The organism is Pseudarthrobacter sp. BIM B-2242 (assembly GCF_014764445.1).
In the GTDB taxonomy this organism is placed as follows: domain Bacteria; phylum Actinomycetota; class Actinomycetes; order Actinomycetales; family Micrococcaceae; genus Arthrobacter; species Arthrobacter luteus_A.
Window position 1 is genome coordinate 2524060 of sequence record NZ_CP061721.1, and the last position, 22490, is coordinate 2546549.

General features: G+C 66.7%; 21 protein-coding genes. 6 read left to right on the plus strand and 15 right to left on the minus strand.

Translation table 11 applies throughout. From position 1 onward, the window contains the following. Positions 1-222: 222 nt before the first annotated feature. The 3 genes from IDT60_RS11610 to IDT60_RS11620 are packed head-to-tail and all read left to right on the plus strand — an operon-like array spanning position 223 to position 5014. Complete coding sequence (locus IDT60_RS11610; RefSeq protein WP_191079203.1) at positions 223-1245, plus strand: 3-oxoacyl-ACP synthase III; 1023 nt, start codon at positions 223-225, stop codon at positions 1243-1245. Continuing rightward, on the plus strand, positions 1239-4046 hold the full coding sequence (locus IDT60_RS11615) for an alpha/beta fold hydrolase (RefSeq protein ID WP_191079204.1): 2808 nt from the start codon (positions 1239-1241) through the stop codon (positions 4044-4046). Before IDT60_RS11610 ends, IDT60_RS11615 begins: the two co-directional genes overlap by 7 nt. Further along, positions 4043-5014 (plus strand): NAD(P)-dependent oxidoreductase, encoded by a 972-nt coding sequence (locus IDT60_RS11620; RefSeq protein ID WP_191079205.1) that lies wholly within the window; start codon positions 4043-4045, stop codon positions 5012-5014. Before IDT60_RS11615 ends, IDT60_RS11620 begins: the two co-directional genes overlap by 4 nt. Before the next feature lie 11 nt (positions 5015-5025). Here the strand turns inward: IDT60_RS11620 and mutM are convergent, their stop codons facing one another. The 5 genes from mutM to coaD all read right to left on the minus strand — a co-directional run bounded on the left by mutM (position 5026) and on the right by coaD (position 8155). Then, a complete protein-coding gene (gene mutM / locus IDT60_RS11625; RefSeq protein WP_191079206.1) occupies positions 5026-5997 on the minus strand; it encodes a bifunctional DNA-formamidopyrimidine glycosylase/DNA-(apurinic or apyrimidinic site) lyase in 972 nt (323 codons plus the stop codon). Between the two features lie 8 nt (positions 5998-6005). Continuing rightward, the gene (gene rnc, locus IDT60_RS11630; RefSeq protein ID WP_164206127.1) at positions 6006-6734 is read right to left on the minus strand and encodes a ribonuclease III; all 729 of its coding nucleotides are present in this window, start codon (positions 6732-6734) and stop codon (positions 6006-6008) included. Positions 6735-6754: 20 nt separating this feature from the next. Next, positions 6755-6958 carry a 50S ribosomal protein L32 gene (gene rpmF, locus IDT60_RS11635; protein ID WP_056738282.1) on the minus strand — a complete coding sequence of 68 codons (204 nt, stop codon included), beginning with the start codon at positions 6956-6958 and terminating at the stop codon, positions 6755-6757. A 36-nt stretch (positions 6959-6994) separates the two neighbouring features. After that, positions 6995-7519 carry a DUF177 domain-containing protein gene (locus IDT60_RS11640; RefSeq protein ID WP_164199191.1) on the minus strand — a complete coding sequence of 175 codons (525 nt, stop codon included), beginning with the start codon at positions 7517-7519 and terminating at the stop codon, positions 6995-6997. Positions 7520-7654: 135 nt separating this feature from the next. Then, positions 7655-8155, minus strand: coding sequence for a pantetheine-phosphate adenylyltransferase (coaD, locus tag IDT60_RS11645; RefSeq protein WP_191079207.1), 501 nt, complete (start codon positions 8153-8155; stop codon positions 7655-7657). 43 nt (positions 8156-8198) lie between these two features. Here coaD and IDT60_RS11650 point away from each other — a divergent pair, with 43 nt between their 5' ends. After that, on the plus strand, positions 8199-9428 hold the full coding sequence (locus IDT60_RS11650; protein ID WP_223883700.1) for an aminotransferase class I/II-fold pyridoxal phosphate-dependent enzyme: 1230 nt from the start codon (positions 8199-8201) through the stop codon (positions 9426-9428). Next, positions 9428-10216, plus strand: a complete 789-nt coding sequence (locus IDT60_RS11655) for a spermidine synthase (protein WP_191079209.1) — start codon at positions 9428-9430, stop codon at positions 10214-10216. Before IDT60_RS11650 ends, IDT60_RS11655 begins: the two co-directional genes overlap by 1 nt. 24 nt (positions 10217-10240) lie before the next feature. On the opposite strand, the gene rsmD is transcribed toward IDT60_RS11655, so the two are convergent. From rsmD to thiL, 4 genes are read right to left on the minus strand one after another with little or no spacing between them, the layout of a single operon-like run. Continuing rightward, complete coding sequence (gene rsmD / locus IDT60_RS11660) at positions 10241-10864, minus strand: 16S rRNA (guanine(966)-N(2))-methyltransferase RsmD (protein WP_191079210.1); 624 nt, start codon at positions 10862-10864, stop codon at positions 10241-10243. Positions 10865-10873: 9 nt separating this feature from the next. Further along, positions 10874-13156 (minus strand): ATP-dependent DNA helicase RecG, encoded by a 2283-nt coding sequence (locus IDT60_RS11665; RefSeq protein ID WP_191079211.1) that lies wholly within the window; start codon positions 13154-13156, stop codon positions 10874-10876. Then, positions 13146-14141 (minus strand): DAK2 domain-containing protein, encoded by a 996-nt coding sequence (locus IDT60_RS11670; RefSeq protein ID WP_191079212.1) that lies wholly within the window; start codon positions 14139-14141, stop codon positions 13146-13148. Before IDT60_RS11670 ends, IDT60_RS11665 begins: the two co-directional genes overlap by 11 nt. Before the next feature lie 22 nt (positions 14142-14163). Next, positions 14164-15114: a thiamine-phosphate kinase gene (gene thiL / locus IDT60_RS11675; protein WP_255527095.1), complete on the minus strand. Its 951-nt coding sequence runs from the start codon at positions 15112-15114 to the stop codon at positions 14164-14166. Positions 15115-15295: 181 nt separating this feature from the next. Here thiL and IDT60_RS11680 point away from each other — a divergent pair, with 181 nt between their 5' ends. Beyond that, on the plus strand, positions 15296-15802 hold the full coding sequence (locus tag IDT60_RS11680) for a DUF3515 domain-containing protein (RefSeq protein ID WP_164199180.1): 507 nt from the start codon (positions 15296-15298) through the stop codon (positions 15800-15802). A 46-nt stretch (positions 15803-15848) separates the two neighbouring features. Here IDT60_RS11680 and IDT60_RS11685 read toward each other — a convergent pair whose 3' ends face one another. From IDT60_RS11685 to leuC, 6 genes are all read right to left on the minus strand, one after another. Beyond that, the gene (locus IDT60_RS11685; protein WP_164199178.1) at positions 15849-16997 is read right to left on the minus strand and encodes a D-alanine--D-alanine ligase family protein; all 1149 of its coding nucleotides are present in this window, start codon (positions 16995-16997) and stop codon (positions 15849-15851) included. 2 nt (positions 16998-16999) lie between these two features. After that, positions 17000-18052: an NAD(P)H-dependent glycerol-3-phosphate dehydrogenase gene (locus IDT60_RS11690; RefSeq protein WP_164199176.1), complete on the minus strand. Its 1053-nt coding sequence runs from the start codon at positions 18050-18052 to the stop codon at positions 17000-17002. Then, positions 18049-18816, minus strand: a complete 768-nt coding sequence (locus IDT60_RS11695; RefSeq protein WP_191079213.1) for a 1-acyl-sn-glycerol-3-phosphate acyltransferase — start codon at positions 18814-18816, stop codon at positions 18049-18051. Before IDT60_RS11695 ends, IDT60_RS11690 begins: the two co-directional genes overlap by 4 nt. 10 nt (positions 18817-18826) lie before the next feature. Then, positions 18827-20152, minus strand: a complete 1326-nt coding sequence (gene murA / locus IDT60_RS11700) for a UDP-N-acetylglucosamine 1-carboxyvinyltransferase (protein WP_191079214.1) — start codon at positions 20150-20152, stop codon at positions 18827-18829. Positions 20153-20367: 215 nt separating this feature from the next. After that, complete coding sequence (leuD, locus tag IDT60_RS11705; RefSeq protein ID WP_164199170.1) at positions 20368-20970, minus strand: 3-isopropylmalate dehydratase small subunit; 603 nt, start codon at positions 20968-20970, stop codon at positions 20368-20370. 9 nt (positions 20971-20979) lie between these two features. Next, positions 20980-22434 (minus strand): 3-isopropylmalate dehydratase large subunit, encoded by a 1455-nt coding sequence (gene leuC / locus IDT60_RS11710; RefSeq protein WP_191079215.1) that lies wholly within the window; start codon positions 22432-22434, stop codon positions 20980-20982. Positions 22435-22490: the final 56 nt, after the last annotated feature.

The following is a 22490-nucleotide window of genomic DNA, read 5'->3' on the forward strand; positions in this document are numbered from 1 at the left end:
ATGGTTCGTTGCGGGTGTCTTCCGGGGGGATGGCCCCCGGCGTACTTACAATCTACTGCGGGGCAGCGACAATTCCGCGCAGATACGTTGGAAGCTGCCATAGATGCCGCTGGAAGCATGTGCAGGAACGGACCTGCACCGGGCATAGTTAAGCACTTGGGCTTGTGCCGGATAGTGCGGTCAACCTCCGCAGCGCAGGACGGACACGAACAGGGGCTTGTTTTGACAGGGAATGCAACATTCCGGCACGGTAACACCGCGCTTCTATCGGTGAGCAGCGTCGAAGCTCCGAAGATCGTCAGTTCGGCGGATTTCGACCGGCGGCTGGCTCCGACCCTCCGGCGGCTGAAGTTCCCCCCAAAACTGCTCGAACGCGTGGCAGGCATCACGCACCGGCGCTGGTGGGCCGCCGGGACGGCGTTCGACGACGCCGCGATCGAAGCCGGTGCGAAGGCCTTGGCCGAATCCGGGGTTGAAGCGTCCGAGGTTGGCCTGCTCATCAACACCTCCGTTACCCGGCGCAGCCTGGAACCGTCGGTTGCGGTGAAGATCCATCACGGACTCAGCCTGCCGTCGTCCGCCATGAACTTCGACCTCGCCAATGCGTGCCTCGGCTTTGTCAACGGCCTCACCCTGGCGGCGAACATGATCGACTCGGGCCAGATCAAGTACGCGATGATCGTCAACGGCGAGGATGCCCAGGCAACGCAGGAGGCAACCCTGGCCAGGCTGCAGCGGCCCGAAACCACCCGTGAGGACTTTGGCCGGGAGTTCGCCACGCTGACGCTGGGCTCGGGAGCCGCGGCAGCCGTGCTGGGCCCGGCTGACCAGCACCCCGGCGCGCACCGGATCGTTGGCGGGGTGATGCGCGCCGGCACCGAACACCACGAACTGTGCGTGGGCGGCATCGACGGCATGAGCACCGACACCAAAGGGCTGCTCGACGGCGGCCTGCAGCTTGTGGTGGACGCCTGGCAGGAGGCAAAAAAGGAGTGGGACTGGGGCACCATGGACCGCTACGTCACGCACCAGGTCAGCAATGCTTATACGCAGGCCATCATCGAGGCAATCGACCTGGATCCGGCCAGGGTACCCATCACGTTCCCGCATTGGGGCAATGTGGGCCCCGCTTCGCTCCCCATGACCTTGGCCGCCGAAGCACAGACCCTCGTGGCCGGGGACCGCGTGCTGTGCATGGGCGTCGGCTCCGGCCTTAACACCGCCCTGATGGAAATCGTTTGGTAGCCGCCGGCTGGCCGGGCGTGGACCCGGAGTGGTCCCGCGAGATCGATGTGGTTTCCACCTCCGCCGCCGATGTCCCTGGAACTGTGCGCCGCTGGCATGTGCTCGACAACGGGCCACAGCTCTCCCGCCGCGGCATGGCTCCCGCCTGCACCCTGCTGTGCGTGCACGGCAATCCGACGTGGTCCTTCCTGTGGCGCACGCTGCTGGCCGCCGGGACCGACGCCGCCGGATCCGGTGCCGCCGGATCCGGTGCCGCCCGCCCGTGGCGGGTGGTGGCCGTGGACCAGCTGGACATGGGCTTCTCCGAGCGCACCGGCACCTTGCGTCGCCTGGCGGACCGGATCAACGATCTGGGCGACATCACCACGGCGCTGGACCTGGACGGACCCGTTATCACCGTCGGCCATGACTGGGGCGGCGTCATCAGCCTCGGCTGGGCGCTGGCGCATCCCCGCCAACTCGCCGGCGTGGTCCTCACAAACACCGCTGTCCACCAACCGGCCGGCTCCCCCGTCCCGCCGGCCCTGCGGCTTGCCCTCCACCCTGCCGTGCACCGCTGGGGAACAACGACGTCGGACGCGTTTCTGCGGGTCACTCATGCGTTGGCCCATCCTCCGCTGGCAGCTGATGTCCGCAGTGCGTTCATGGCCCCCTACCGCGGTGCGGACCGCCGCGCCGGCGTCGGAAACTTCGTCGCAGACATTCCGGCGGACCCGTCCCACCCCAGCTTCCCGGCACTCACCCGCGTCGCCGAGGGGCTGCGCGGGCTGGACGTTCCGGCCCTGATGCTCTGGGGCCCGCGGGACCCGATCTTCTCGGACCGGTACCTCAAGGACCTCATCGGCCGGCTCCCCCATGCCAAGGTGCACCGCTTCGAAGGGGCCGGCCACCTCGTCGCCGAAGACCGGGACATCGCCGCGCCCATTTTCGAATGGCTTGCCGGGCTCAGCCCGGACAGCGAACCCGACCTGCAACGTGCAGATGTCCTGCCCGGCAGCCCGTTGCCGGCGGACAACGCGTCGGAGGGCACCGCCCTGGGTAACACAGCCCTGGATACCACAGCGTTGGAGGGCAGCCGCGGGACCCACCAGGCGGATGCCGGTGTCCCCACACTCTGGGCGCCGCTCATCCGGCAGGCAACCGGCGACCGCGGCGGGGACACCGCCGTCGCGGAAATGGGCGCGAACGGGGGCGTCTCCCGCTCGCTCACCTGGCGGGAGCTGGAACACAACATCGGCGTCCTCGCGGCGGGCCTCCGGGATGCGGGCGTAAGGCATGGCAGCCGCGTGAGCCTGATGGTCCCGCCGGGCGTGGACCTGACCGTGGTGCTCTACGCCTGCCTGCGCCTCGGCGCGGTGGTGGTTGTGGCCGACGCCGGGCTCGGCACGCGGGGCCTGAGCCGTGCCGTGAAGGGAGCCACCCCCGATTTCCTCATCGGCATCGATAAGGCGCTGGCCGCTGCCTCGGTGCTTGGCTGGCCCGGCCGGCGCATCAGTGTGCGGGACCTGCCGGCTGCCCGCCGCCGCCTCCTCCACGTCGAAACCTCCCTCACCGCCCTCACCCGCCACGGCAGCAGCCTCAGCCAGGTGCCGCCGGCGGACGTCCCTGCTCCGTACGCGGCTCCGGGCCAGGACGCCCCTGCTGCGGTCCTCTTCACCTCGGGCTCCACCGGTCCTGCCAAAGGGGTGGTGTACACGCACCGGCAGCTTGCCGCGATGCGGGACACCCTGGCCGCGACACTGGGGATCCGGCCGGGAGCACGGCTGGTGGCGGGCTTCGCCCCGTTTGCGCTGCTGGGGCCGGCCCTCGGAGCTGTTTCGGTGACGCCCGCCATGGACGTCACGGCACCCCGCACCCTGACCGCCACCGCACTGGCGGACGCCGCCGCGGCCATTGACGCCAGCGTAGTCTTCGCCTCGCCCGCCGCCCTGCGAAACGTCCTGGCTACAAAGGACGGCCTGAGCCCTGCCGGGCACGAAGCACTGGGGCGCGTTGAACTTCTGCTCTCCGCCGGCGCTCCCGTCCCTGAGCCCCTCCTCGCGCAGGTGCAAAAGCTGCTGCCGCAGGCCTCGCTGCACACCCCCTACGGCATGACCGAGGCGCTGCCCGTCACGGACATCAGCCTCGAAGAGATCCGCGTTGCCGAAGCTGACGCCGCAAGAGGGACCATGGCAGGAGCCGGCAACGGGGTGTGTGTGGGCCGGCCGGTGCACGGCGCCAGCGTAGCCGTCATCCCGCTCGCCGCGGACGGCAGCGCCCCCGGGAACCACCCGGCCACAGAAGCTGGCGTGACCGGGGAAATCCTCGTCAGCGCTCCGCATGTGAAGGACGCCTATGACAGGCTTTGGCTTACGCAAAGCGAAAGCGTCCGCACGGCCGGCTGGCACCGCACCGGCGACGTTGGGCACTTCGATGCCGCGGGCCGGCTCTGGGTGGAAGGGCGCCTGGCTCACCTCGTCACGGCGCCGGGTTCTGTGGTGACGCCCGTGGGCGCCGAGCAGGCCATTGAACAGCTGGACGACGTCGGGCTGGCCGCAGTGGTGGGGGTCGGTCCCGCAGGGACACAGGCCGTCGTCGCCGTCGTCGAGACTGTGCCTCCTGTCCGCCGGGCGGGCCCGGCCGCCCCGCAGCTCGCCGGGCGGGTCCGGGAGGCAGCCCGCCAGGCCGGGGTTGCTGTGGCTGCCGTGCTCACTGTGCCTTCCCAGCCCACCGATATCCGCCACAACGCCAAAATTGACCGGACCCGCCTCTCCCGCTGGGCGTCGAAAGTGCTGGCCGGCGGCCGGCCGGGCAGGCCATGAGGGTCCTTGTTACCGGTGCAAGCGGCCTGCTCGGAGGAGAGGTGGCGCGTCTGCTGGTGCTGCAGGGACACAGCGTCACCACATTCCAGCGCCGGCCTTCGGGTGTGGACGGCGTAACGGACCTCACCGGCTCCGTGTCGGACGACGACGCCGTCCGCCGGGCAGTAGCCGGCAACGACGGAGTCATCCACCTGGCCGCGAAGGTTTCCTTCACCGGCCGCCCTGCAGACTTCGATGAGGTCAATGTGGAGGGGACGCGCCGCCTGCTGCGGGCCGCCTGTGAGGCCGGCGTGCGGAATCTGGTGTTCGTTTCGTCCCCGTCCGTGGCAAACTCAGGACACGCCATCGCCGGGCTCGGGGCCGAGCCCGGCGACCCGGCCCGGGCACACGGCGACTACTCCCGCACCAAAGCTGAAGCCGAGCTGCTCGCCCTGGCAGCGGACTCACCGGACCTTCGGGTCGCGGCGGTGCGCCCGCACATCGTCTGGGGCCCCGGTGACACGCAGCTGGTGGAACGCGTGCTGGCGCGTGCGGCCTGCGGCCGCCTGCCGCTGCTCGACGCCGGTGCTGCCCTGATCGACACCACGTACGTGGACAATGCCGCCTCGGCCATCGTCGCCGCGCTGCACCGCATGGAGCACGTCCATGGCCGGGCGGTGGTCGTCAGCAACGGCGAACCCCGGCCGGTCGGTGAACTGCTGGCGGGCATCTGCGCCGCGGGCGGAGTGCCGGCGCCATCGTGGCGAGTGCCAGGCAAACTCGCGCGGGCGGCAGGATCAGTGGTGGAAAAGGCATGGCTCCTGGCCGGCCGGGAAGAGGAACCGCCCATGACCAGGTTCCTCGCCGAGCAGCTCTCCACCGCGCACTGGTTCGACCAGCGCGAGACCCGCGAACTCCTTGACTGGACGCCCGCCGTGTCCCTGGACGAAGGCCTGGCGCGGCTGGCCGAACACTACGGTTCGCCGTAGCCGCTACGTTCCTACCAGCGGCCGTTCCGCGGCCGCGGCTGGCAGACGGGGCAGGTGTAGGACGAGCGGTTCATGAACTGTTCGCGCCGGATGAGGGAAGTGATTCCGACGGCGGCGCAGCGGTGGCAGGGCTGACCTTCCCTGCCGTAGGCGTTCAGGGAGCGGTCGAAGTAGCCGGAGGCTCCGTTGACGTTCACGTACAGGGAGTCGAAGCTGGTTCCGCCGGCCGCCAGTGCATCCAGCATGACCTCGCGGGCGCTGGCGAGAACGCGTTCGGCATCGGCACGTCGGAGTTTGTCGGTGGGCCGGGCGTAATGCAGGCAAGCGCGCCAGAGGGCCTCGTCGGCGTAGATATTGCCGATCCCGGAGACCAGCCCCTGATCCAGGAGGGCCCGTTTGAGACCCGTCCTGCGCTTCCGGAGGCGGGCGTAAAAGAGGTCGAAGGAAAACGCCGGATCCAGGGGGTCGCGGGCAATATGGGCTGCCTCTTCGGCAATGAGGGGCAGCGGCGACTCAGCGAGGCCGCCGGGGCCGCCGTCGTCCGTGGGGATCATGGCCGTCACGAACAGCCCGCCGAAGATGCGCTGGTCCACAAAACGGAGCTGGTCCGGCATGCCCTCACTCTGGCTGAGCCGCAGCCGCACTTTCAGGTGCTTTTCGTCCGGTACCGACGGATCCTGCATCAGCAGCTGTCCGCTCATGCCCAGGTGCGCCATGAGGGCCACGGCAGGCGCAGTTCCTCCCGGGGTGCTTCCGGCCGGCGACGACGAAAGGCCCTCGCGCAGCGGCATCCACAGGAACTTTCCGCGCCGCACCACATCCGCCACCGTGGTGCCTTCGAGGTTGCCGATGAAGTCCTCAACCCCCAGGGCATGGCGGCGGAGGGAACGCGGGTCCAGGACGTCCACGGACGTGATGGTCCGGCCGCGGAGCCAGCTCACCAGGCCGCGGCGGACCACTTCGACTTCAGGCAGTTCGGGCAACGCCTGTCCTAGGCGCCGGGAGCGGACTCAGCCGGTCCGGCCGCCGCAGCTGATGTCCTGGTTTCGGAAAGAGCACGCCAGGCGTCCGCGGCAGCTTCCTGCTCGGCTTCCTTCTTGGAGTGGCCGGAGCCATTGCCGTACGGCTTGCCGCCGATATTCAGGACAGCTTTGAACGTACGGGCGTGGTCCGGACCGGCTCCCTCAACAGCATAGAAAATAGTGCCGAGCTGCCGGCTGGCGGCCAGTTCCTGGATGCTGGTCTTCCAGTCGGTCCCGGCGCCCAAAGCGGCCGCGTCCTTCAGGAGCGGGCCAACCAGGCGCATGACCAGCTGGCGGGCGGTCTCGATATCGTTGGACACATAGGTGGCCCCGATGAGCGCTTCCATGGTGTCCGCCAGAATGGAGGCCTTGTTCTTGCCCTCGGTGAGCTTTTCACCCTGCCCAAGGTAGATGTAGTCCCCGATGCCGAGGCTCCGGCCGATACCGGCAAGGGCACGCGTACTGACCACCGCGGAACGGCGCTTGGCCAGATCACCTTCGGGCAACGTGGGATTGTCCCGGTACAGGGCGTCCGTGACAGAGAAGCCCAGGATGGAATCGCCGAGGAACTCGAGGCGCTCGTTCGTGGGAATGCCGCCGTTTTCGTAGGCGTAGGAACGGTGTGTCAGAGCAAGACGAAGCGTCCCGGCGTCAATAGAGACACCGAGACGCTTCAGAAGCTCTTCAGTTGAAGACATCATGTCAGCCTAAGGGCCAATTAGACGTCTGCGACCTTGCGGCCCTTGTACTCAAGGAACAGCGCAGTGCCAGCGGAGTCGGTAACGACCTTTGCCTGGTGCGGCAGGCTGTAAACAACCTGGCCGTTCTCTACGGTCTTCACCAGGTGGGGGGCGGTTGCCTTCCACTGGGAGCGGCGGGCGCGGGTATTCGAGCGAGACATTTTCCGCTTCGGGACAGCCACGGCTAACTCATTTCTCTCTAGACAAACACGTACAAATCAGTTTTGCCGGTCAGGCTTAGCCAAGTCAGCTAGGGCAGCCCAGCGAGGATCAACGACCTCGTGGTGATGCCCCGGCTCGTCTTCCAGGCGAACTCCGCATTCGGAGCAAAGGCCCTGGCAGTCTTCCCGGCACACCGGCTGGAACGGCAGCATGGTTATGACTGCGTCCCGCAACACCGGCTCAAGATCGATCAGATCGTGCTCGACTCGACGTTGCTCTTCTTCGTCTTCCTCATCCGAAAGCACAACGCCCTCGTAGAAGAAAAGTTCTTGCACATTGACCTCAAGGTCATACGCAAGGGGATCCAGGCATCGGCCGCATTCGCCAGTAACTTCGGCGACCGCGGTTCCTGATACCAGAATTCCTTCGTGTACGGCCTCAAGCCTCAGATCCAGCTCGATATCCGAGCCTTCCTGAACGCCAATAAGTGCCACACCAAGGTCACTTGGTGCGGGTACATGTTCCTTCAGTGTCCGCATGCTGCCCGGGCTGCGCCCGAGATCCTTGACGTCGAACGCCAAGGGCGAACTAGCATCTCGTTTAATGAGAACTCCTGTTGAACATATGACCGACGTACCATCTTAGCCTGAAGAGCCGCGGGGACTCAAACCAGGCCTGCAGCCACACGGCAGCGGACGTCGAAGTACCGGACTAGCCTACCCCCTTGCGGACTGACCCGACGAAGGCTCGCCCGGGAACATCCGTTTTTGCACTGAACGCGGCACGTAATCGGAGACGCTGCCGCCCAGGCCGGCCACTTCCTTGATGAGCGTCGATGACAAGTGGAGGTAATGCGCCTCCGCGGGCAGGAACACCGTTTCCACCCCGCTGAGCTGGCGGTTCATGGTGGCCATCGGAAGTTCGTAATCGAAGTCCGACGACGAGCGGAGGCCTTTGACAATGGCAGAGACCCCGCGCTGGCGGCAGTATTCGGCCAGGAGGCCTTCCCCTACGGGTTCCACCACGATCCCTTTCAGGGATGCCAGGGTCTCCCGCGCCATATCGATGCGGTCTCCCAGGCTGAACCTGTACTGCTTGGCGTAGTTGGTGGAAACAGCCACAATAACTTCGTCAAACAGGCCCGCAGCACGGGCAATGACCTCAAGATGACCGTTGTGGATAGGGTCAAAGGAACCGGGGCAGACAGCGCGTCTCATGCACCGAACCTACCCCATGCGGCCGCCGGGATACCATGACTGGATGCATCCACCACGGGAACTTTCGCTGCCCGCCGCACGGGCTCCCTGGCAGCGCACCGCGGCCGGCGCCAACCTCCTGGGACCTGCCGGCCAACTGGGCGTCACCATCTTCGAAGAGATGACCACCCTGGCCGTGCAGACCGGCGCCATCAACCTGGGGCAGGGCTTCCCGGATGAGGACGGCCCCGCGGAAATCAAGGCCGCAGCCATGGCCGCCATCGCGGCGGGGGCCAACCAGTACGCGCCCGGCAAGGGCATCCTGGAACTGCGCGAAGCTGTTGCCGTCCACCAGGCCCGGTTTTACGGCTTGACCCCGGACCCGCAGACCGGGGTCATCGTTACCACTGGTGCTACCGAGGCCATCGCGGCTGCCCTGCTGGCCTTTGTGGGGCCGGGCGATGAGGTGCTGACGTTCGAGCCGTTCTACGACTCGTACGGCGCTGTCATCGGACTGGCCGGCGCCACCCACACCACAGCACCGCTGCTGGCTCCCGACTTTCACCCGGACCTGGCAGCCCTGGAGGCTGCCTTCACCGACCGGACGCGGGTGGTGCTTTTGAACAACCCCCATAATCCCACCGGCGCCGTCTTCCCGCGCCAGGTACTTGAGCGCATCGTCGAGCTCGCCCGCAAACATGACTGCCTGATCATCACCGATGAGGTGTACGAGCACCTGACCTTCGGCGCCGGGCACATACCGGTAGCCACCCTGCCCGGAGCCGCCGACAGGACGCTCACCATCTCCTCGGCAGGCAAGACCTTTTCCTTTACCGGCTGGAAGATCGGCTGGCTGACCGGCCCCGAACACCTTGTGGCCGCCGTCCGCACGGTCAAGCAGTTCCTGACCTACAGCTCCGGCACGCCGTTCCAGGCCGCGATCGCGTCGGGGCTGGCGCTGCCGGATGAGTTCTACGAGGGCATTTCAGCCACGCTGCGGAACAAGCGGGACATTCTGAGCGAAGGCCTCCGTGCGGCCGGCTTCGACGTCTTCACCCCGCAGGGCACCTATTTCGTCAACGTGGATACCGCTCCCCTTGGCATTGCCGACTCCGTGGACCTTGCCCGCCGGCTTCCCGCGCTGGTGGGAGTCGCAGCCATCCCCGTCCCGGTGTTCTGCCATCCGGAAGGGGCGGAACGGACGCGCAGCCTGCTCAGGTTCGCATTCTGCAAGAAGATTGAGGTCCTTGAGGAAGCCGCCGACCGCCTGGCCACCCTCAGCGGAAGGCTGTGATGGCCGACGCCCGCAGTGCACGGTCGGCCCGGTTCCTCCGGACCACCGGACAACACGCGGCAATTGAGCCGGATGCCTTCACGGCGGGCGCCTATGTTCTGAGGATCGGCGGCGCCGAGCAGTCCCACGTGAACGTTGCCCACCCGGAAGAGATCTTCTACGAGTACCTGCGCCGGATCGGCCACGTGGTGGACCTTGCCGCTCCCCCGGGACAGCCGATCACAGCGCTGCATCTTGGCGCCGGTGCCCTCACCCTGGCGCGGTACATCCAGGCGACACGGCCCGGTTCTGTCCAGTACGCCGTGGAGCTGGAGCGCGAGCTCCTCGATTTTGTCCTCCAGCAACTCCCGCTGCCCGAAGGAACCGTACTGCACACCGTCATCGGCGATGCCCGCGATGCCCTGGCGGAGCTGGCTCCGGACCTTAAATTCGACGTCGTTATCCTGGATATTTTCTCCGGACCGGACGCCCCGGCCCACATCGCCTGTGCGGAGTTTTACCAGGAAGCCGCTGCACGGCTCAGTCCCTGGGGCGTCCTGATAGTCAACGTCGGCGACGAGCCGGGCCTCACGCTGGTCCGCAGCCAGATAACCGCGATGCGCCGTGCCATGACGGCCGTGGCTGCGTTCGCGGAAACCGGCATGTTCGCCGGCCGCTACCCAGGCAACATCATCCTGACCGGCACGCAGGCTCCGTGGCCCGAGGGCTGGACCGCCGAGCTGACAGCACGCGGCCCGCACCCGGCGAAGGTGCTTGCCGGTGTGGACCTGGACGTCCTGGCCGGCTGACGGCCACCGGCATCACGGCCTGCTTCAGGCCTCGCCCGCCGCCTGCCCGTCGATCACAACGTCCGGACTGATGGCGTCCGGCACTGCGGGCTCCGCGAACCAGAGCCGGGTCTCCCCGTACTTCTTTTCCGCAAACCGTTCCAGGCCTTCCGGCCAGCCTGGTTCGGGGGAACGTGAGGATCTCTCCACCACCACCAGCGCGGCGGGCGTCAGATGGTCTGCAAGTTTGGCCAGCACCGCGGACACTGCAGCCTCGTCCAAAGGATAAGGCGGGTCCATGAAGACGAGGTCCCAGCTGACCTCCCCCGGGGTGCGCTCCAGGAAGGATTCCACTTTGGAGCGGTGGACCGTCACGGTCTTGCGTGCCAGCACACCATTGATGAGGTCGGCGTTGCGCTGGCACACGGAAGTTGCCTTGGCGTCGAATTCCACGAGGTCAACGGTTTCGGCGCCCCTGCTGCCGCTCTCCACGCCCAGCGCTCCGGACCCCGCGTAGAGGTCCAGGACACGGGAACCGGCAATGATCCCGAAGGCATCAAGTCGGGAGAACAACGCTTCCTTGACACGGTCCGTCGTGGGCCGGGTCAGGGAACCGGGGACGCTGGCCAAGGGCGTCCCGCCAGCGGCACCCGCAATGATGCGGCTCATGCCCGCCTTCTATCCGCGTTCAAGGAACGCCTCCTTCTCGGGGTTCAGGTATTCGTCGATGGCCTCAGCCAACCGGGGGTGCCGCGCCAGCGAGGGGTCTTTGCCCACCAGTGCCTGGGCGTCCTGCCTGGCGCGGGCAATGATGTCCTCATGCTCCAGCACACGCAGGAGTTTCAGCGTGGAGCGGCCGCCTGACTGCGACGCGCCCAGGATGTCGCCCTCGCGCCGTAGCTTGAGGTCCTCCTGGGAAAGTTCGAAACCGTCCGTGGTGGAGGCAACGGCGTCCAGCCTGCGCCGGCTCGGGTGCCCGGGTTCCAGGCTGGTGACCAGCAGGCACGTTCCGGGCAGGCCGCCACGGCCCACCCGCCCGCGCAACTGGTGCAGCTGTGAAATGCCGAAGCGGTCGGCGTCGAGGATCACCATCAGCGTTGCATTGTGGACATCGACGCCCACTTCGATGACGGTGGTGGAGACCAGGAGCTTGGTCCGGTTGGCCGTGAAGTCCTCCATCGCCGCGGACTTCACCGCGGTGTCCAGCCTGCCGTGCATGGGCCTCAGCGGCACACCGGCAAGGGCGGGTTCCTGCTGGAGCTGTTCGACGACGGCGGTGACGGACGCGAGCTCACGCTCACCGCCGTTGCCCGCCACGTCCGCCGCGGAAGGTTCCGCTTCCCCCGGACTGAAATCGCCGTCGTCGTCCGTCCCGATCCTGGGGCACACCACAAACACCTGGTGCCCGGCGTCGATTTCCTCACGGGAACGGGACCAGATGCGCCCGGCCCACCCCGGGTTTTCGGCCAGGCCCACCACGTGGGTGGAAATGGGCGCTCGGCCTGCGGGCAGCTCGTCCAGGATGGAGGTTTCGAGATCACCGAACACGGTCATGGCCACAGTCCGGGGAATCGGCGTGGCCGTCATGACCAGCAGATGCGGCGGCTTGTTGGCCTTTGACCGGAGGACATCCCGCTGCTCCACGCCAAACCGGTGCTGTTCGTCCACCACGATCAGGCCAAGGTCGTAAAACGATACATTGCCGCTGAGCAGGGCGTGCGTGCCGATCACGATCCCGGCCGTGCCGGAGGCTGCGTCCAGCAACGCACGCTTACGCGCGGCAGCGGGCATGGAACCGGTGAGAAGCGAAACCTGCACGGCATTTTCCGCGAGGCCGCCCAGCAGCCCGTCCGGGGACAGCATGGGATCCCGGGACAGCGCGCCGAGCGTACGGCGGATGGACTCGAAATGCTGGGCGGCGAGGACCTCGGTGGGTGCCAGCAGTGCCGCCTGCCCGCCGGCGTCCACCACCTGCAGCATGGCGCGGAGGGCCACGATGGTTTTGCCGGAACCCACTTCGCCCTGCAGGAGCCTGTTCATGGGGCTGTCCTGCGCAAGTTCGGCGGCAAGGGTTTTTCCGACGGCCGCCTGTCCGGCAGTCAGCGTGAACGGCAACTGCCGGTCGAATGATGCCAAGATCCCATCGGTGGCAGGCCGGCGGGCGGTAGCCTCCTCAGCCGCGAGCTGGGCGCGGCGCCGGGCCAGCGCCGCCTGCAGGACCAGGGCCTCCTGGTAGCGGAGGCGGTCCTGGGCCCGCTTCCAGTCGTCCTGTGTTTCGGGCCGGTGGATGAGCCGGTAGGCCTCGGCTACCGGGAGGAACTTTTCCCGGAGGGCCACGGCGTCCGGCAATGGATCGGGCAGTGCATCCAGATCGACTGTCTGAAGGAGCGTGCCGATCACCTTCTGGATTGACCAGCTGGTGAGTTTGGCAGTTGCCGGATACACGGGGACCGGCATGGCTGCGAGCTTTTCCGGATCCATGCCGGGCATGTCGGGGTCCTCGTCCAAAAGGTTGAAGTCCGGATTTGTCAGCCCCAGGGAGGGGCCGTAACGGGTCACTTTGCCGGAGAACATAACACGACGGCCGGGCAGGAGCTCGGCCTGTGCCCGGTAGCCGCTGAAGAAGGTGATCTTCAGGGTGCCGTGCCCGCTGCCGGGGCCTACGGAGGCGAGACGCGGACGGCCATGGGATGCGGCGTCGTCGGTAATGATGACATCGGTAATGGACCCGCGGCGCGAATGCATCTTGCGGGTGCTGTTGGAGAGGACGCGCGCAATGAGGGTGACTTCCTCGTCCACCGGCAGCTCGCCGATGGGTGTCAGCTCGCCACGGTTCAGGTACCGGCGGGGGAAGTAATTCAGCAGGCCGCCGACCGTGCTGATCTTCAGGTGCTTCTCAATGGCCGAGGCCGACCGTTTTCCGATCAGGCGTTCCAGGCCCGCTTCAAGGTCAGCGCTCATGTCCGTTGGAGCCCACTGGGTCCGCTTCAGGATCGCGCGGCAGGGCCAACTGGCTGACTGTGATGTGCGCGGGTTCGCCGAGGGAACGGATAAGCCTGACCGCCGGCCCGGCGTCAGCGACGTGCACATGGACGCGCCACCGGTAGTTGCCGTCCGGGTCTGCGGCGTTGCCCACCTGGCTCAGGATGACCGAATCCCCGATCTCATCCAGCCGTTGACGAAGGGTGGCAGCGTTCAGGGGCGACAGGCTGATGGTACACATCACTTCGACGCCTTCGTCATCGGGCAGGCTGGTGTGGATGTGCGGGTCCTGGACGTCGTAGCCGTGAAGACCGTCCAGGAGTTCGCTTTGGAGCTCTACCCCCAGGACTGCGGAGCGGAGGCAATCGAGGATCAGGAGCATTCCGACACCTCCCGCATCCACCACGTGCGCCGTTTGGAGGGCGTCCAGTTGGCCCTCGGTGCGGATCACCGCCGCCAACGCGCCCTCAACCATGGCGTCCAGGGCGAGGCCGAGGGCGTGATTGCTGTCGTCCCCGTTCCGGCCGGCGTCCACGGCTGCGGCGGCGCGGGCCGCCCCTTCCATAACTGAGAGCATGGTTCCCGGGACGGGGTCGCTCAGGGCGGACCAGGCCCGGATCTGTGCCCGGTTCAGGGCTGTTGCGAGGAGGGCGGACGTCAGCCGGGTATGGCCGGTCAGGGGCTCGGCCGCGGCGCACAGGAAAACGGAAAACAGGGTGCCCGAGTTGCCCCGTGCCTGCTCCATGGCGGCCTGGCCGGCTGCCGCCAGGCAGCCTCCCACATCGGCCTGGCCGGCCTCCGCGTGTCCTGTGAAGGTGCCCTGCAGGGCACGCGCTGCTGCACGGACCGTGAGGTAAAGGTTCGTTCCGGTGTCGCCGTCTGCCACAGGGAAAATATTGATGGCATTGATGCGGTCGCTGTGGTTGCCGATGGCCGTCTCAGCCTTGTCCAACCACCGCTTCATCGCTTGGGCATTGGCGGCAACCTTAGTCTGCAAAGTGATCCCATCCCGTTGCGCCAGCGACGCGGCCTGCAATTGTGACGCCCGGTCCAGTGTCAGTTCCGGGGGCCTGTACTGAGCCTATCGCAGTGAATCCGGCAGGCAGCTGAATGCCGGCCGGGAATGTGGCCAGCAGCCCATGGTCTTCTCCCCCGCCCAGCACCCATTCCATGGGATCGCTGGCGAGGACGTCCGACGCCGGGCTGAGTCCTTCCGCATGGGGCTTCAGTTTCAGGGGGTCGAGGTCCAGCACCACGCCACTGGCGGCTGCCAGCCGACCGGCGTCGCGCACCAGCCCGTCCGAGATATCCATCATGGCGGTGGCACCGGCTTCCCTGGCCAGCGGACCGGCGGACAGGGGCGGCAGCGGGCGGCATTGCGTATCCACGAGGGCGCGCTGCGCCGGGTCCAGGGAGTGCACGGGAGTCCTTGATTCCAGAAGTGCGAGCCCGGCAGCTGCCCTGCCCACGGTTCCTGCCAGCGCCAGGACTTCTCCGGCGCCCGCACCGGAGCGCAACACCGCACGTCCGCCGTCGAGGGTTCCGAGGACCGCCACTGTCACGGAGATCTCCGTACCGCGGCCCAGGTCGCCGCCGGCCACCGAGCAGTCAGCGGCCCCCAGTTCCGTGATTCCCGCAGTCAGTCCGTCCGCCAGGTCCTCAACCCAGCTGACAGTGGTCTCCGGCGGCAGCGTCAGGCTGACCACCAGCGAGGTGGCCTTGCCGCCCATGGCGTTGATGTCGCTGAGGTTCTGGGCGGCCGCCTTCCACCCCACGTCGAAGCCAGTGGTCCGGTAGCCGTTTGCCCACTGGATCCGGAAATCCTGATCCTGCACCTGGGTATCGATGCTGACCAGGGTCCTGCCATCGGGGGACGCCACGAGTGCGGCGTCGTCTCCCGGTCCCAGCAAGGTGGCCGATCCGTGGGCACCGCCCATTTCCAGCCGGGGAAAAATCCGGGCCAGGAGCTCGGATTCGGACAGCGCTGCGACGGTCAGGGCTTCTTCAGTCAAGGGAATTTCAGGCACGCCACTACGCTACAGCGATGCACTGACAATGCTGGTCCTGAGGTGCCGCTTCGCGTCCCGCCGCACCTCGCGGCGGCGCTAGGCTTGAAGGATGCACCATCCCCGTTTGCCTTTGCCTGTCCGTGTGTCCGTGGGTCTTTTGGCCGCCACGCTGGGCGGTGTTGCCCTGTCCGGCTGCGCCGCCGCCGTGGATGTCGCGCCCGCCACTGACGCTGCCAACCCGGCCTGCGCGCCGATGATGGTGGCGCTGCCGGACGCTATCGGCGAAGCGGCCCTGCGGAAGACCAACAGCCAGGCCACGGCAGCCTGGGGAAATCCGTCCCAGGTGATCCTGCGGTGCGGTGTCAATGTCCCGGGCCCCACGACGGACCGCTGCGTGAGCGTCAACGGCGTGGATTGGGTCATCAAGGAGGGCGACTCCGCCTGGACCCTGACCACCTTCGGCCGCGAACCGGCCACCGAGGTCCTCCTGACCAAGGACCAGGAGAGCATCAGCTCCGCCACTGTCCTCGCAGACCTCGCGGCGGCCGCGGCAAAGATCCCCGCCACCGGACGGTGCGTGGGCCAGGAAGACCTGCAGAACCTGCCGACGAGCTGAGTCTCAACAGGCTCTGGTCCGCGGGAATTTGGTCAGCGGGAATTGGTCAGCGCAGTCCGGTCTTCCGGTTCAGGGCGAGGTAGATCAGCTCGTCAATGAGGTCCGCGTAGTCCAGGCCGGAGGCTGCCCACATCTGCGGGTACATGCTTTTGGGCGTGAACCCCGGCATGGTGTTGATCTCGTTGATGATGAGCTCGCCGTCGGGCGTGTAGAAGAAGTCCACCCGGCTCAGGCCTTCGGCGCCCACGGCGTCGAACGCGGCAGCTGCGAGTTCACGCACCCGGGCAATGGCATCCTCGGGGAGGTCGGCGGGGCAGCTGAGCGACGCGGCATCGTCTTCGACGTACTTCGCGTTGAAATCGTAGAATTCGTGCCCGCCCCCCGCCACGGAGATCTCCCCGGGCATGGAGGTGCGGGGTGCCGAGGTTCCCCGGCCTTCGAGGACGGCGCACTCGATTTCCCGTCCGATGATGCCGGCCTCGATGACCAGTTTGCGGTCGTGGCGGCGGGCTTCCTCGATGGCGGCATCCAGGTCCTCCATCGAATCCACCTTGGAGATGCCCATGGAGGAACCGGCCCGTGCCGGCTTTACGAACACAGGGAAGCCGAGCCGGTCCACCTGTTTACGGACCGCTTCGGCGTCGTTAAGCCACTGCCGGTCCGTGACTGCAACATAAGGCCCCACCCGAAGGCCGGCGGCCTCGAACACCACCTTCATGTAGTGCTTGTCCATTCCGACTGCCGATGCCAGCACGCCGGCGCCCACGTAGCGGGTGTCGGACAGTTCCAGCAGGCCCTGGATGGTTCCGTCCTCGCCGAACGGCCCGTGAAGCAGCGGGAACACGACATCAACGGTGCCCAGTTCGCGGGGAACGGCATCCGGGGACGCCACGATCAGCTGGTGCTCCCCGCCGATTTCGGCCAGTGTCACAGTTTCGGACGACGCCGGTACTTCGGGCAGCGAGGCTGCCGACAAGGACCACTGGGCTGTGTCCGCCGACGCGAGCACCCACTGCCCGGACTTTGCGATGCCGATGGGGATCACGTCGTACTTGTCTTTGTTGATGGCCCCCAGTACACCGGCAGCCGTTACGCAGCTCACCGCGTGTTCGCTGGAGCGGCCGCCAAACAGCACCGCCACCCGGGGCTTGGCATGGGGGGCGGATTCCGGCGTGGCCAGGTAGTGGTCAGACATCGTCAGTAATCGCCTTCGGGTTTCAGGTCCCGGGACAGCAGCAGGGGTCCCAGTTGGTCAACGGACAGTTTGCCGGCGAGGACGGCAACGACGGCAGCGGTGATGGGCATTTCCACGCCCAGCTTCCCCGCGAGTTCATGCACGGCCTGGCCCGATTTGATTCCTTCGGCGGTCTGCGTCATCTTCAGCGCCAGCTCGTCCAGGGTGAGGCCCTGGCCCAGCAGCCGGCCGGCGGTATGGTTCCGGGACAGCGGCGAGGAGCAGGTGGCAACAAGATCGCCGAGGCCGGCCAGTCCGGCCATGGTCCGGGCTTCACCGCCGAGGGCGAGAGCCAGCCTGGAGGTCTCTGCCAGGCCCCGGGTGATGACGGAGGCTTTGGTGTTGTCCCCCATCTGTTTGCCCTCACAAATACCCACGGCCAGTGCAATGACATTCTTGACGATGCCGCCGATTTCGACACCCACCACGTCCCCGGTCGTGTAGGGGCGGAAGTACGGGGCCGTGCAGCTCCGGGCGATCCAGCCCGCAGTTGCCTCATCGGCACAGGCCACCACGGAGGCCGTGGGTTCCTCACGGGCAATCTCCATGGCGAGGTTGGGACCGGACACCACGGCGATCCGGTCGGCCGGAATTCCCAGTTCCTCGCCGATGACCTCGCTCATCCGGGCATCCGTGCCGAGTTCCAGTCCCTTCATCAGAGAGACCACCACCGCGTCCGGGGCGATGAGCGCTTTCCATTCACGGAGCTGGAGGCGCAGTGACTGCGCGGGCACTGCGAGCACAACCAGGTCCGCGCCGGACAGGACACTGCCAACGTCCACCGACGATGTGATGCTGGGTGGCAGCACAGTGTCCTTCAGGTACTGGACGTTGCGGTGGGTGGCGTTGATCTGCTCAACCACTTCGCTGCGCCGGCCCCAGAGCCGGATGGTGCGCTCCACTCCGGCGGCAGATGCGGCGTCAGCGAGGATCTTGGCGAACGTCGTTCCCCAAGAACCGGCCCCCAGAACGGCAACAGAACGGGCCGAGCCGGGACGGCTGCGGTCAGCGGTCACGTGGGATCCGCCGCGTTGTCGGGCCGTTCCCGGTCAACGAACCGGCCATGCGTGGCCTGGTTGTGTTTTGACGGATCCCAGCGCTCAGCCGGCGGCTCCTCGCCCCGGATTCCGGCCAGCAGCTCTGTGACGGCGTCCATGATGACCTCTGTGGCGGCTGTGAGGGTCGCCTTGTCCAGGTTTCCGCCCATAAAAGGAGTGAGGTCCACGGGTTCGCCCACCACCACGCGCGACGTTTTGCGCGGGAAAAGGTGGAACCGTTTGGCATAGCGCGGGAACACCTCGTGGGCCCCCCAATGGGCGATGGGCACCACCGGAATACCCCCTTCGAGGGCAAGGCGTGCCGCCCCCGTGTGGCCCTTCATCGGCCAGAGGTCAGGATCCCGGGTGAGTGTTCCCTCCGGATAGATAATGATGGCCCCGCCGTCGGCCACGATTTCCTGGGCGAGCTGCAGCGAGCGGTTCGCTCCCGCCGTCGAGCGTTCCACCGGGATCTGGCGGGTGGCCCGCAGGATGGCACCCAGGACGGGCACCTTGAAAAGCCCGGCCTTGGCCAGGAAATGCGGAGCGCGCTTCTGGTTGTACAGCAGGTGGCCCACAATGAGCGGGTCAATTTCGGTGCAATGGTTGGGCGCGGCGATGAAGCCGCCGGCCGGAAGGTTTTCCAGGCCGTCCCACTTTTTGTTCATCATGCCGTTAAGCAGCGTGCGCACTATGGCTGCCACCACCACGAACGTGGCCTGGCTCTTGGCCGTCTCCTTCACGTGCCCCCCGCTACTTTGTTGAGGAGATGTCGAAATCGGCGCCGAGGCCGGCCAGCTTTTCGGTGAACCGCTCATATCCGCGGTTGATGATGTCGATCCCGGTCACACGCGATGTACCAGTGGCGGCAAGCGCGGCAATGAGGTGGCTGAAGCCGCCACGCAGGTCGGGAACGTCGATGTCGGTGCCCTTGAGCTGGGTGGGGCCTGAGATGACGGCAGAGTGGAGGAAGTTCCGCTGGCCGAAGCGGCACGGAACGCTGCCCAGGCACTCACGGTGCACCTGGATGCTGGCGCCCATCCGGATGAGGGCGTCGGTGAAGCCGAACCTGTTTTCGTACACGGTTTCGTGCACGATCGAGACGCCCTCGGCCTGCGTCAGGGCCACAACCAGGGGCTGCTGCCAGTCGGTCATGAAGCCCGGGTGCACATCGGTTTCCAGGACGAGGGGGTTGAGCTTGCCGCCGCGGTGGTAGAAACGGATGCCGTCCTCGCCGATGTCCATGCCGCCGCCCACTTTGCGGTAGGTGTTCAGGAACGTCATCATGTCCCGCTGCGACGCACCCTCGACGAAGATGTCGCCCTTGGTGACGAGGGCAGCCGAGGCCCACGACGCCGATTCGTTGCGGTCCGAGAGGGCGCGGTGGTTGTAGCCGCCCAGGTCCTTGACGCCTTCGATACGGATGGTGCGGTCCGTCTGGACGCTGATGATGGCGCCCATCTTCTGCAGCACGGCGATGAGGTCAATAATCTCGGGCTCGGTTGCGGCGCCGGAAAGTTCGGTGATGCCCTCGGCGCGCGTGGCGCTCAGCAGCACCTGCTCCGTGGCACCCACCGACGGATACGGCAGGGAGATCTTGGCGCCCTGCAGGCCCCTCGGCGCGGAAATGTGGATGCCGCCCGGGCGCTTCTCGACGACGGCGCCGAACTGGCGCAGCACGTTGAGGTGGTAATCGATGGGCCTGTCGCCGATCTTGCAGCCGCCAAGGTCCGGAATGAAGGCCTCACCGATCGCGTGGATCAGCGGCCCGCACAGCAGGATCGGGATCCGCGAATCGCCTGCATGGGCGTCGATCGCGGTACTCGGGGCCGTCTTGGCCGCCTTGGGGTCCAGGGTCAGATCACCGGTGACCGGATCCTTATCCACTGTCACCCCGTGCAGTTGCAGCAGGGAGGTGACAACCTCCACGTCCTTGATTTCCGGAACGTTCCGCAACACCGACGGTTGGTTGCCCAGCAACGCTGCCACCATCGCCTTCGGGACCAGGTTCTTGGCCCCCCGGACGCTGACGCGGCCTGTAAGCGGGACTCCGCCGCGGATTGTCAGAACACTACTCATATACCGGTTTCCTTACGATTTCTCGCCCCCAAATACTTGCAAAGGCTCCAGCTAAGCATAGGAGGTCGCGTTACCGAACCGAAATACGGCGTGCCCGGCGTGGTCGTTTTTCCGCCGTCGTGCCCGTTAACGACGGAAGCAACGCGGGGTCACTCCACGCCCGATAATTCGACGTTATCGGTCCTTACGTGACCCCGCGTTGCCCTGGCTGGCGCTTAGGACAGCCGGGCCGGAAGCGTCTTGGGCATAAAGGCCGGACGTGTGGCTTCAAAGGCGGTGATGTCCTCTTCGTGCTGGAGCGTGAGGCCGATATCGTCGAGGCCTTCGAGGAGCCGCCAGCGCGTGTAATCATCGATGTCGAACGGTGCCACGATGGTGCCGCAGCTGACTGTCTTGGACACCAGGTCAACGGTTACCTCGGTGCCCGGGGCGTTCTCGAGTTCTTTCCAGATGAGCTCGATATCGTCCTGGGCGAGTTCGGCGGCCAGCAGGCCCTGCTTGCCGGAGTTGCCGCGGAAAATATCCGCAAACCGGGACGACAGGACCGTCTTGAAGCCGTAGTCCTTCAGGGCCCAGACGGCGTGCTCGCGGGAGGAGCCGGTGCCGAAGTCCGGGCCGGCCACCAGGACGGAACCGGCATTGAACGGGGCCTGGTTGAGGATAAAGGACGGGTCCTTGCGCCAGGCCGAGAAGAGCGCGTCTTCAAAGCCCGTCCGGGTGATCCGCTTCAGGTAAACGGCGGGGATGATCTGGTCCGTGTCAACGTTGCTCTGGCGCAGCGGGACGCCGATGCCGGTGTGGGTGGTGAACTTTTCCATAACGGTCTCCTAGGCGGCGTCGGTGCGGATGGCGGCGGACTGGGGTGCCGGATCAAGGTCCGACGGCGAGCTCAGGGTTCCGCGGATGGCCGTGGCGGCTGCCACCACCGGCGACACGAGGTGCGTGCGGCCGCCCTTGCCCTGCCGGCCTTCGAAGTTGCGGTTCGACGTGGACGCGCAGCGCTCCCCCACTTCCAGCTGGTCCGGGTTCATGCCCAGGCACATGGAGCAGCCAGCAAAACGCCACTCCGCGCCGAAGTCCTTGAAGACCTTGTCCAGGCCCTCAGCTTCGGCTTCGAGCCGTACTCGGGCCGAACCGGGAACCACCAGCATCCGGATGTTCGGATCCTTCTGCCGGCCGCGGATGATGTCCGCAGCGGCCCGCAGGTCCTCCATGCGCGAGTTGGTGCAGGAACCCAGGAAGACGGTGTCCACCCGGATGTCCTTCATGGGCGTGCCCGCAGTCAGTCCCATGTACTGCAGGGCACGCTCCGCGGCAGCCTTGGCGTTTTCGTCGCCAAAATCTTCCGGTGACGGCACCGACGCAGAGAGCGACACGCCCTGGCCGGGGTTGGTCCCCCAGGTGACAAACGGCTCCAGTGTGTCGGCATCCAGGTCCACTTCGACGTCGAACGTCGCGTCGTCGTCGGTACGCAGCGTGTTCCAGTACTCGACGGCGGCATCCCAGTCCGCTCCCTGCGGAGCGTGCGGACGGCCGAACATGTAGTCGTAGGTGGTCTGGTCCGGGGCCACGAGGCCGGCGCGGGCGCCCGCCTCGATGGACATGTTGCAGATGGTCATCCGGGCTTCCATGGACAGCGCACGGATGGCGGAGCCGCGGTATTCCAGGACGTAGCCCTGCCCGCCGCCGGTGCCGATCTTGGCAATCACCGCAAGGATGATGTCCTTGGCGGTGACACCCGGACGCAGGGTGCCTTCAACGTTGATCGCCATGGTCTTGAACGGCTTCAGGGACAGCGTCTGGGTGGCCATGACGTGCTCCACCTCGGAGGTGCCGATGCCCATGGCCAGCGCCCCGAAGGCGCCGTGCGTGGAGGTGTGGGAGTCGCCGCAGACCACGGTCATGCCGGGCTGGGTCAGGCCAAGCTGAGGGCCCACGACATGCACGATGCCCTGCTCGGCATCACCCAGCGAATGCAGCCGGACGCCGAACTCCGTGCAGTTGTTGCGCAGCGTCTGGATCTGGGTGCGGCTGGTGAGATCGGCAATGGGCTTGTCGATGTCCAGAGTCGGAGTGTTGTGGTCCTCCGTGGCGATGGTGAGATCAGGGCGGCGCAGCTGCCGGCCGGCGAGGCGGAGGCCCTCGAATGCCTGCGGAGAGGTCACCTCATGGACGAGGTGGAGATCGATGAAGAGAAGATCGGGCTGGGCATTGGCTCCCTCGCCGTCGCCTTTGCGCACCACGTGTGCGTCCCAGACTTTCTCGGCCAGTGTTTTTGCCACGGCCAGCTCCCTTCACTGCATGTTTTTGGCTGTTACGCTCCACTGAACCAGCAGGG

What these genes read in the sequence shown, in the direction of transcription:
- IDT60_RS11620 (WP_191079205.1), top strand. Translation starts at nt 4,043, where the DNA reads ATGAGGGTCCTTGTTACCGGTGCAAGCGGCCTGCTCGGAGGAGAGGTG.
- rnc (WP_164206127.1), bottom strand. Translation starts at nt 6,734, where the DNA reads ATGTCTTCAACTGAAGAGCTTCTGAAGCGTCTCGGTGTCTCTATTGAC.
- coaD (WP_191079207.1), bottom strand. Translation starts at nt 8,155, where the DNA reads ATGAGACGCGCTGTCTGCCCCGGTTCCTTTGACCCTATCCACAACGGT.
- IDT60_RS11650 (WP_223883700.1), top strand. Translation starts at nt 8,199, where the DNA reads ATGCATCCACCACGGGAACTTTCGCTGCCCGCCGCACGGGCTCCCTGG.
- IDT60_RS11655 (WP_191079209.1), top strand. Translation starts at nt 9,428, where the DNA reads ATGGCCGACGCCCGCAGTGCACGGTCGGCCCGGTTCCTCCGGACCACC.
- rsmD (WP_191079210.1), bottom strand. Translation starts at nt 10,864, where the DNA reads ATGAGCCGCATCATTGCGGGTGCCGCTGGCGGGACGCCCTTGGCCAGC.
- IDT60_RS11665 (WP_191079211.1), bottom strand. Translation starts at nt 13,156, where the DNA reads ATGAGCGCTGACCTTGAAGCGGGCCTGGAACGCCTGATCGGAAAACGG.
- IDT60_RS11670 (WP_191079212.1), bottom strand. Translation starts at nt 14,141, where the DNA reads ATGAAGCGGTGGTTGGACAAGGCTGAGACGGCCATCGGCAACCACAGC.
- thiL (WP_255527095.1), bottom strand. Translation starts at nt 15,114, where the DNA reads ATGGGCGGTGCCCACGGATCGGCCACCTTGCTGGGACCGGGAGACGAC.
- IDT60_RS11680 (WP_164199180.1), top strand. Translation starts at nt 15,296, where the DNA reads ATGCACCATCCCCGTTTGCCTTTGCCTGTCCGTGTGTCCGTGGGTCTT.
- IDT60_RS11685 (WP_164199178.1), bottom strand. Translation starts at nt 16,997, where the DNA reads ATGTCTGACCACTACCTGGCCACGCCGGAATCCGCCCCCCATGCCAAG.
- murA (WP_191079214.1), bottom strand. Translation starts at nt 20,152, where the DNA reads ATGAGTAGTGTTCTGACAATCCGCGGCGGAGTCCCGCTTACAGGCCGC.
- leuD (WP_164199170.1), bottom strand. Translation starts at nt 20,970, where the DNA reads ATGGAAAAGTTCACCACCCACACCGGCATCGGCGTCCCGCTGCGCCAG.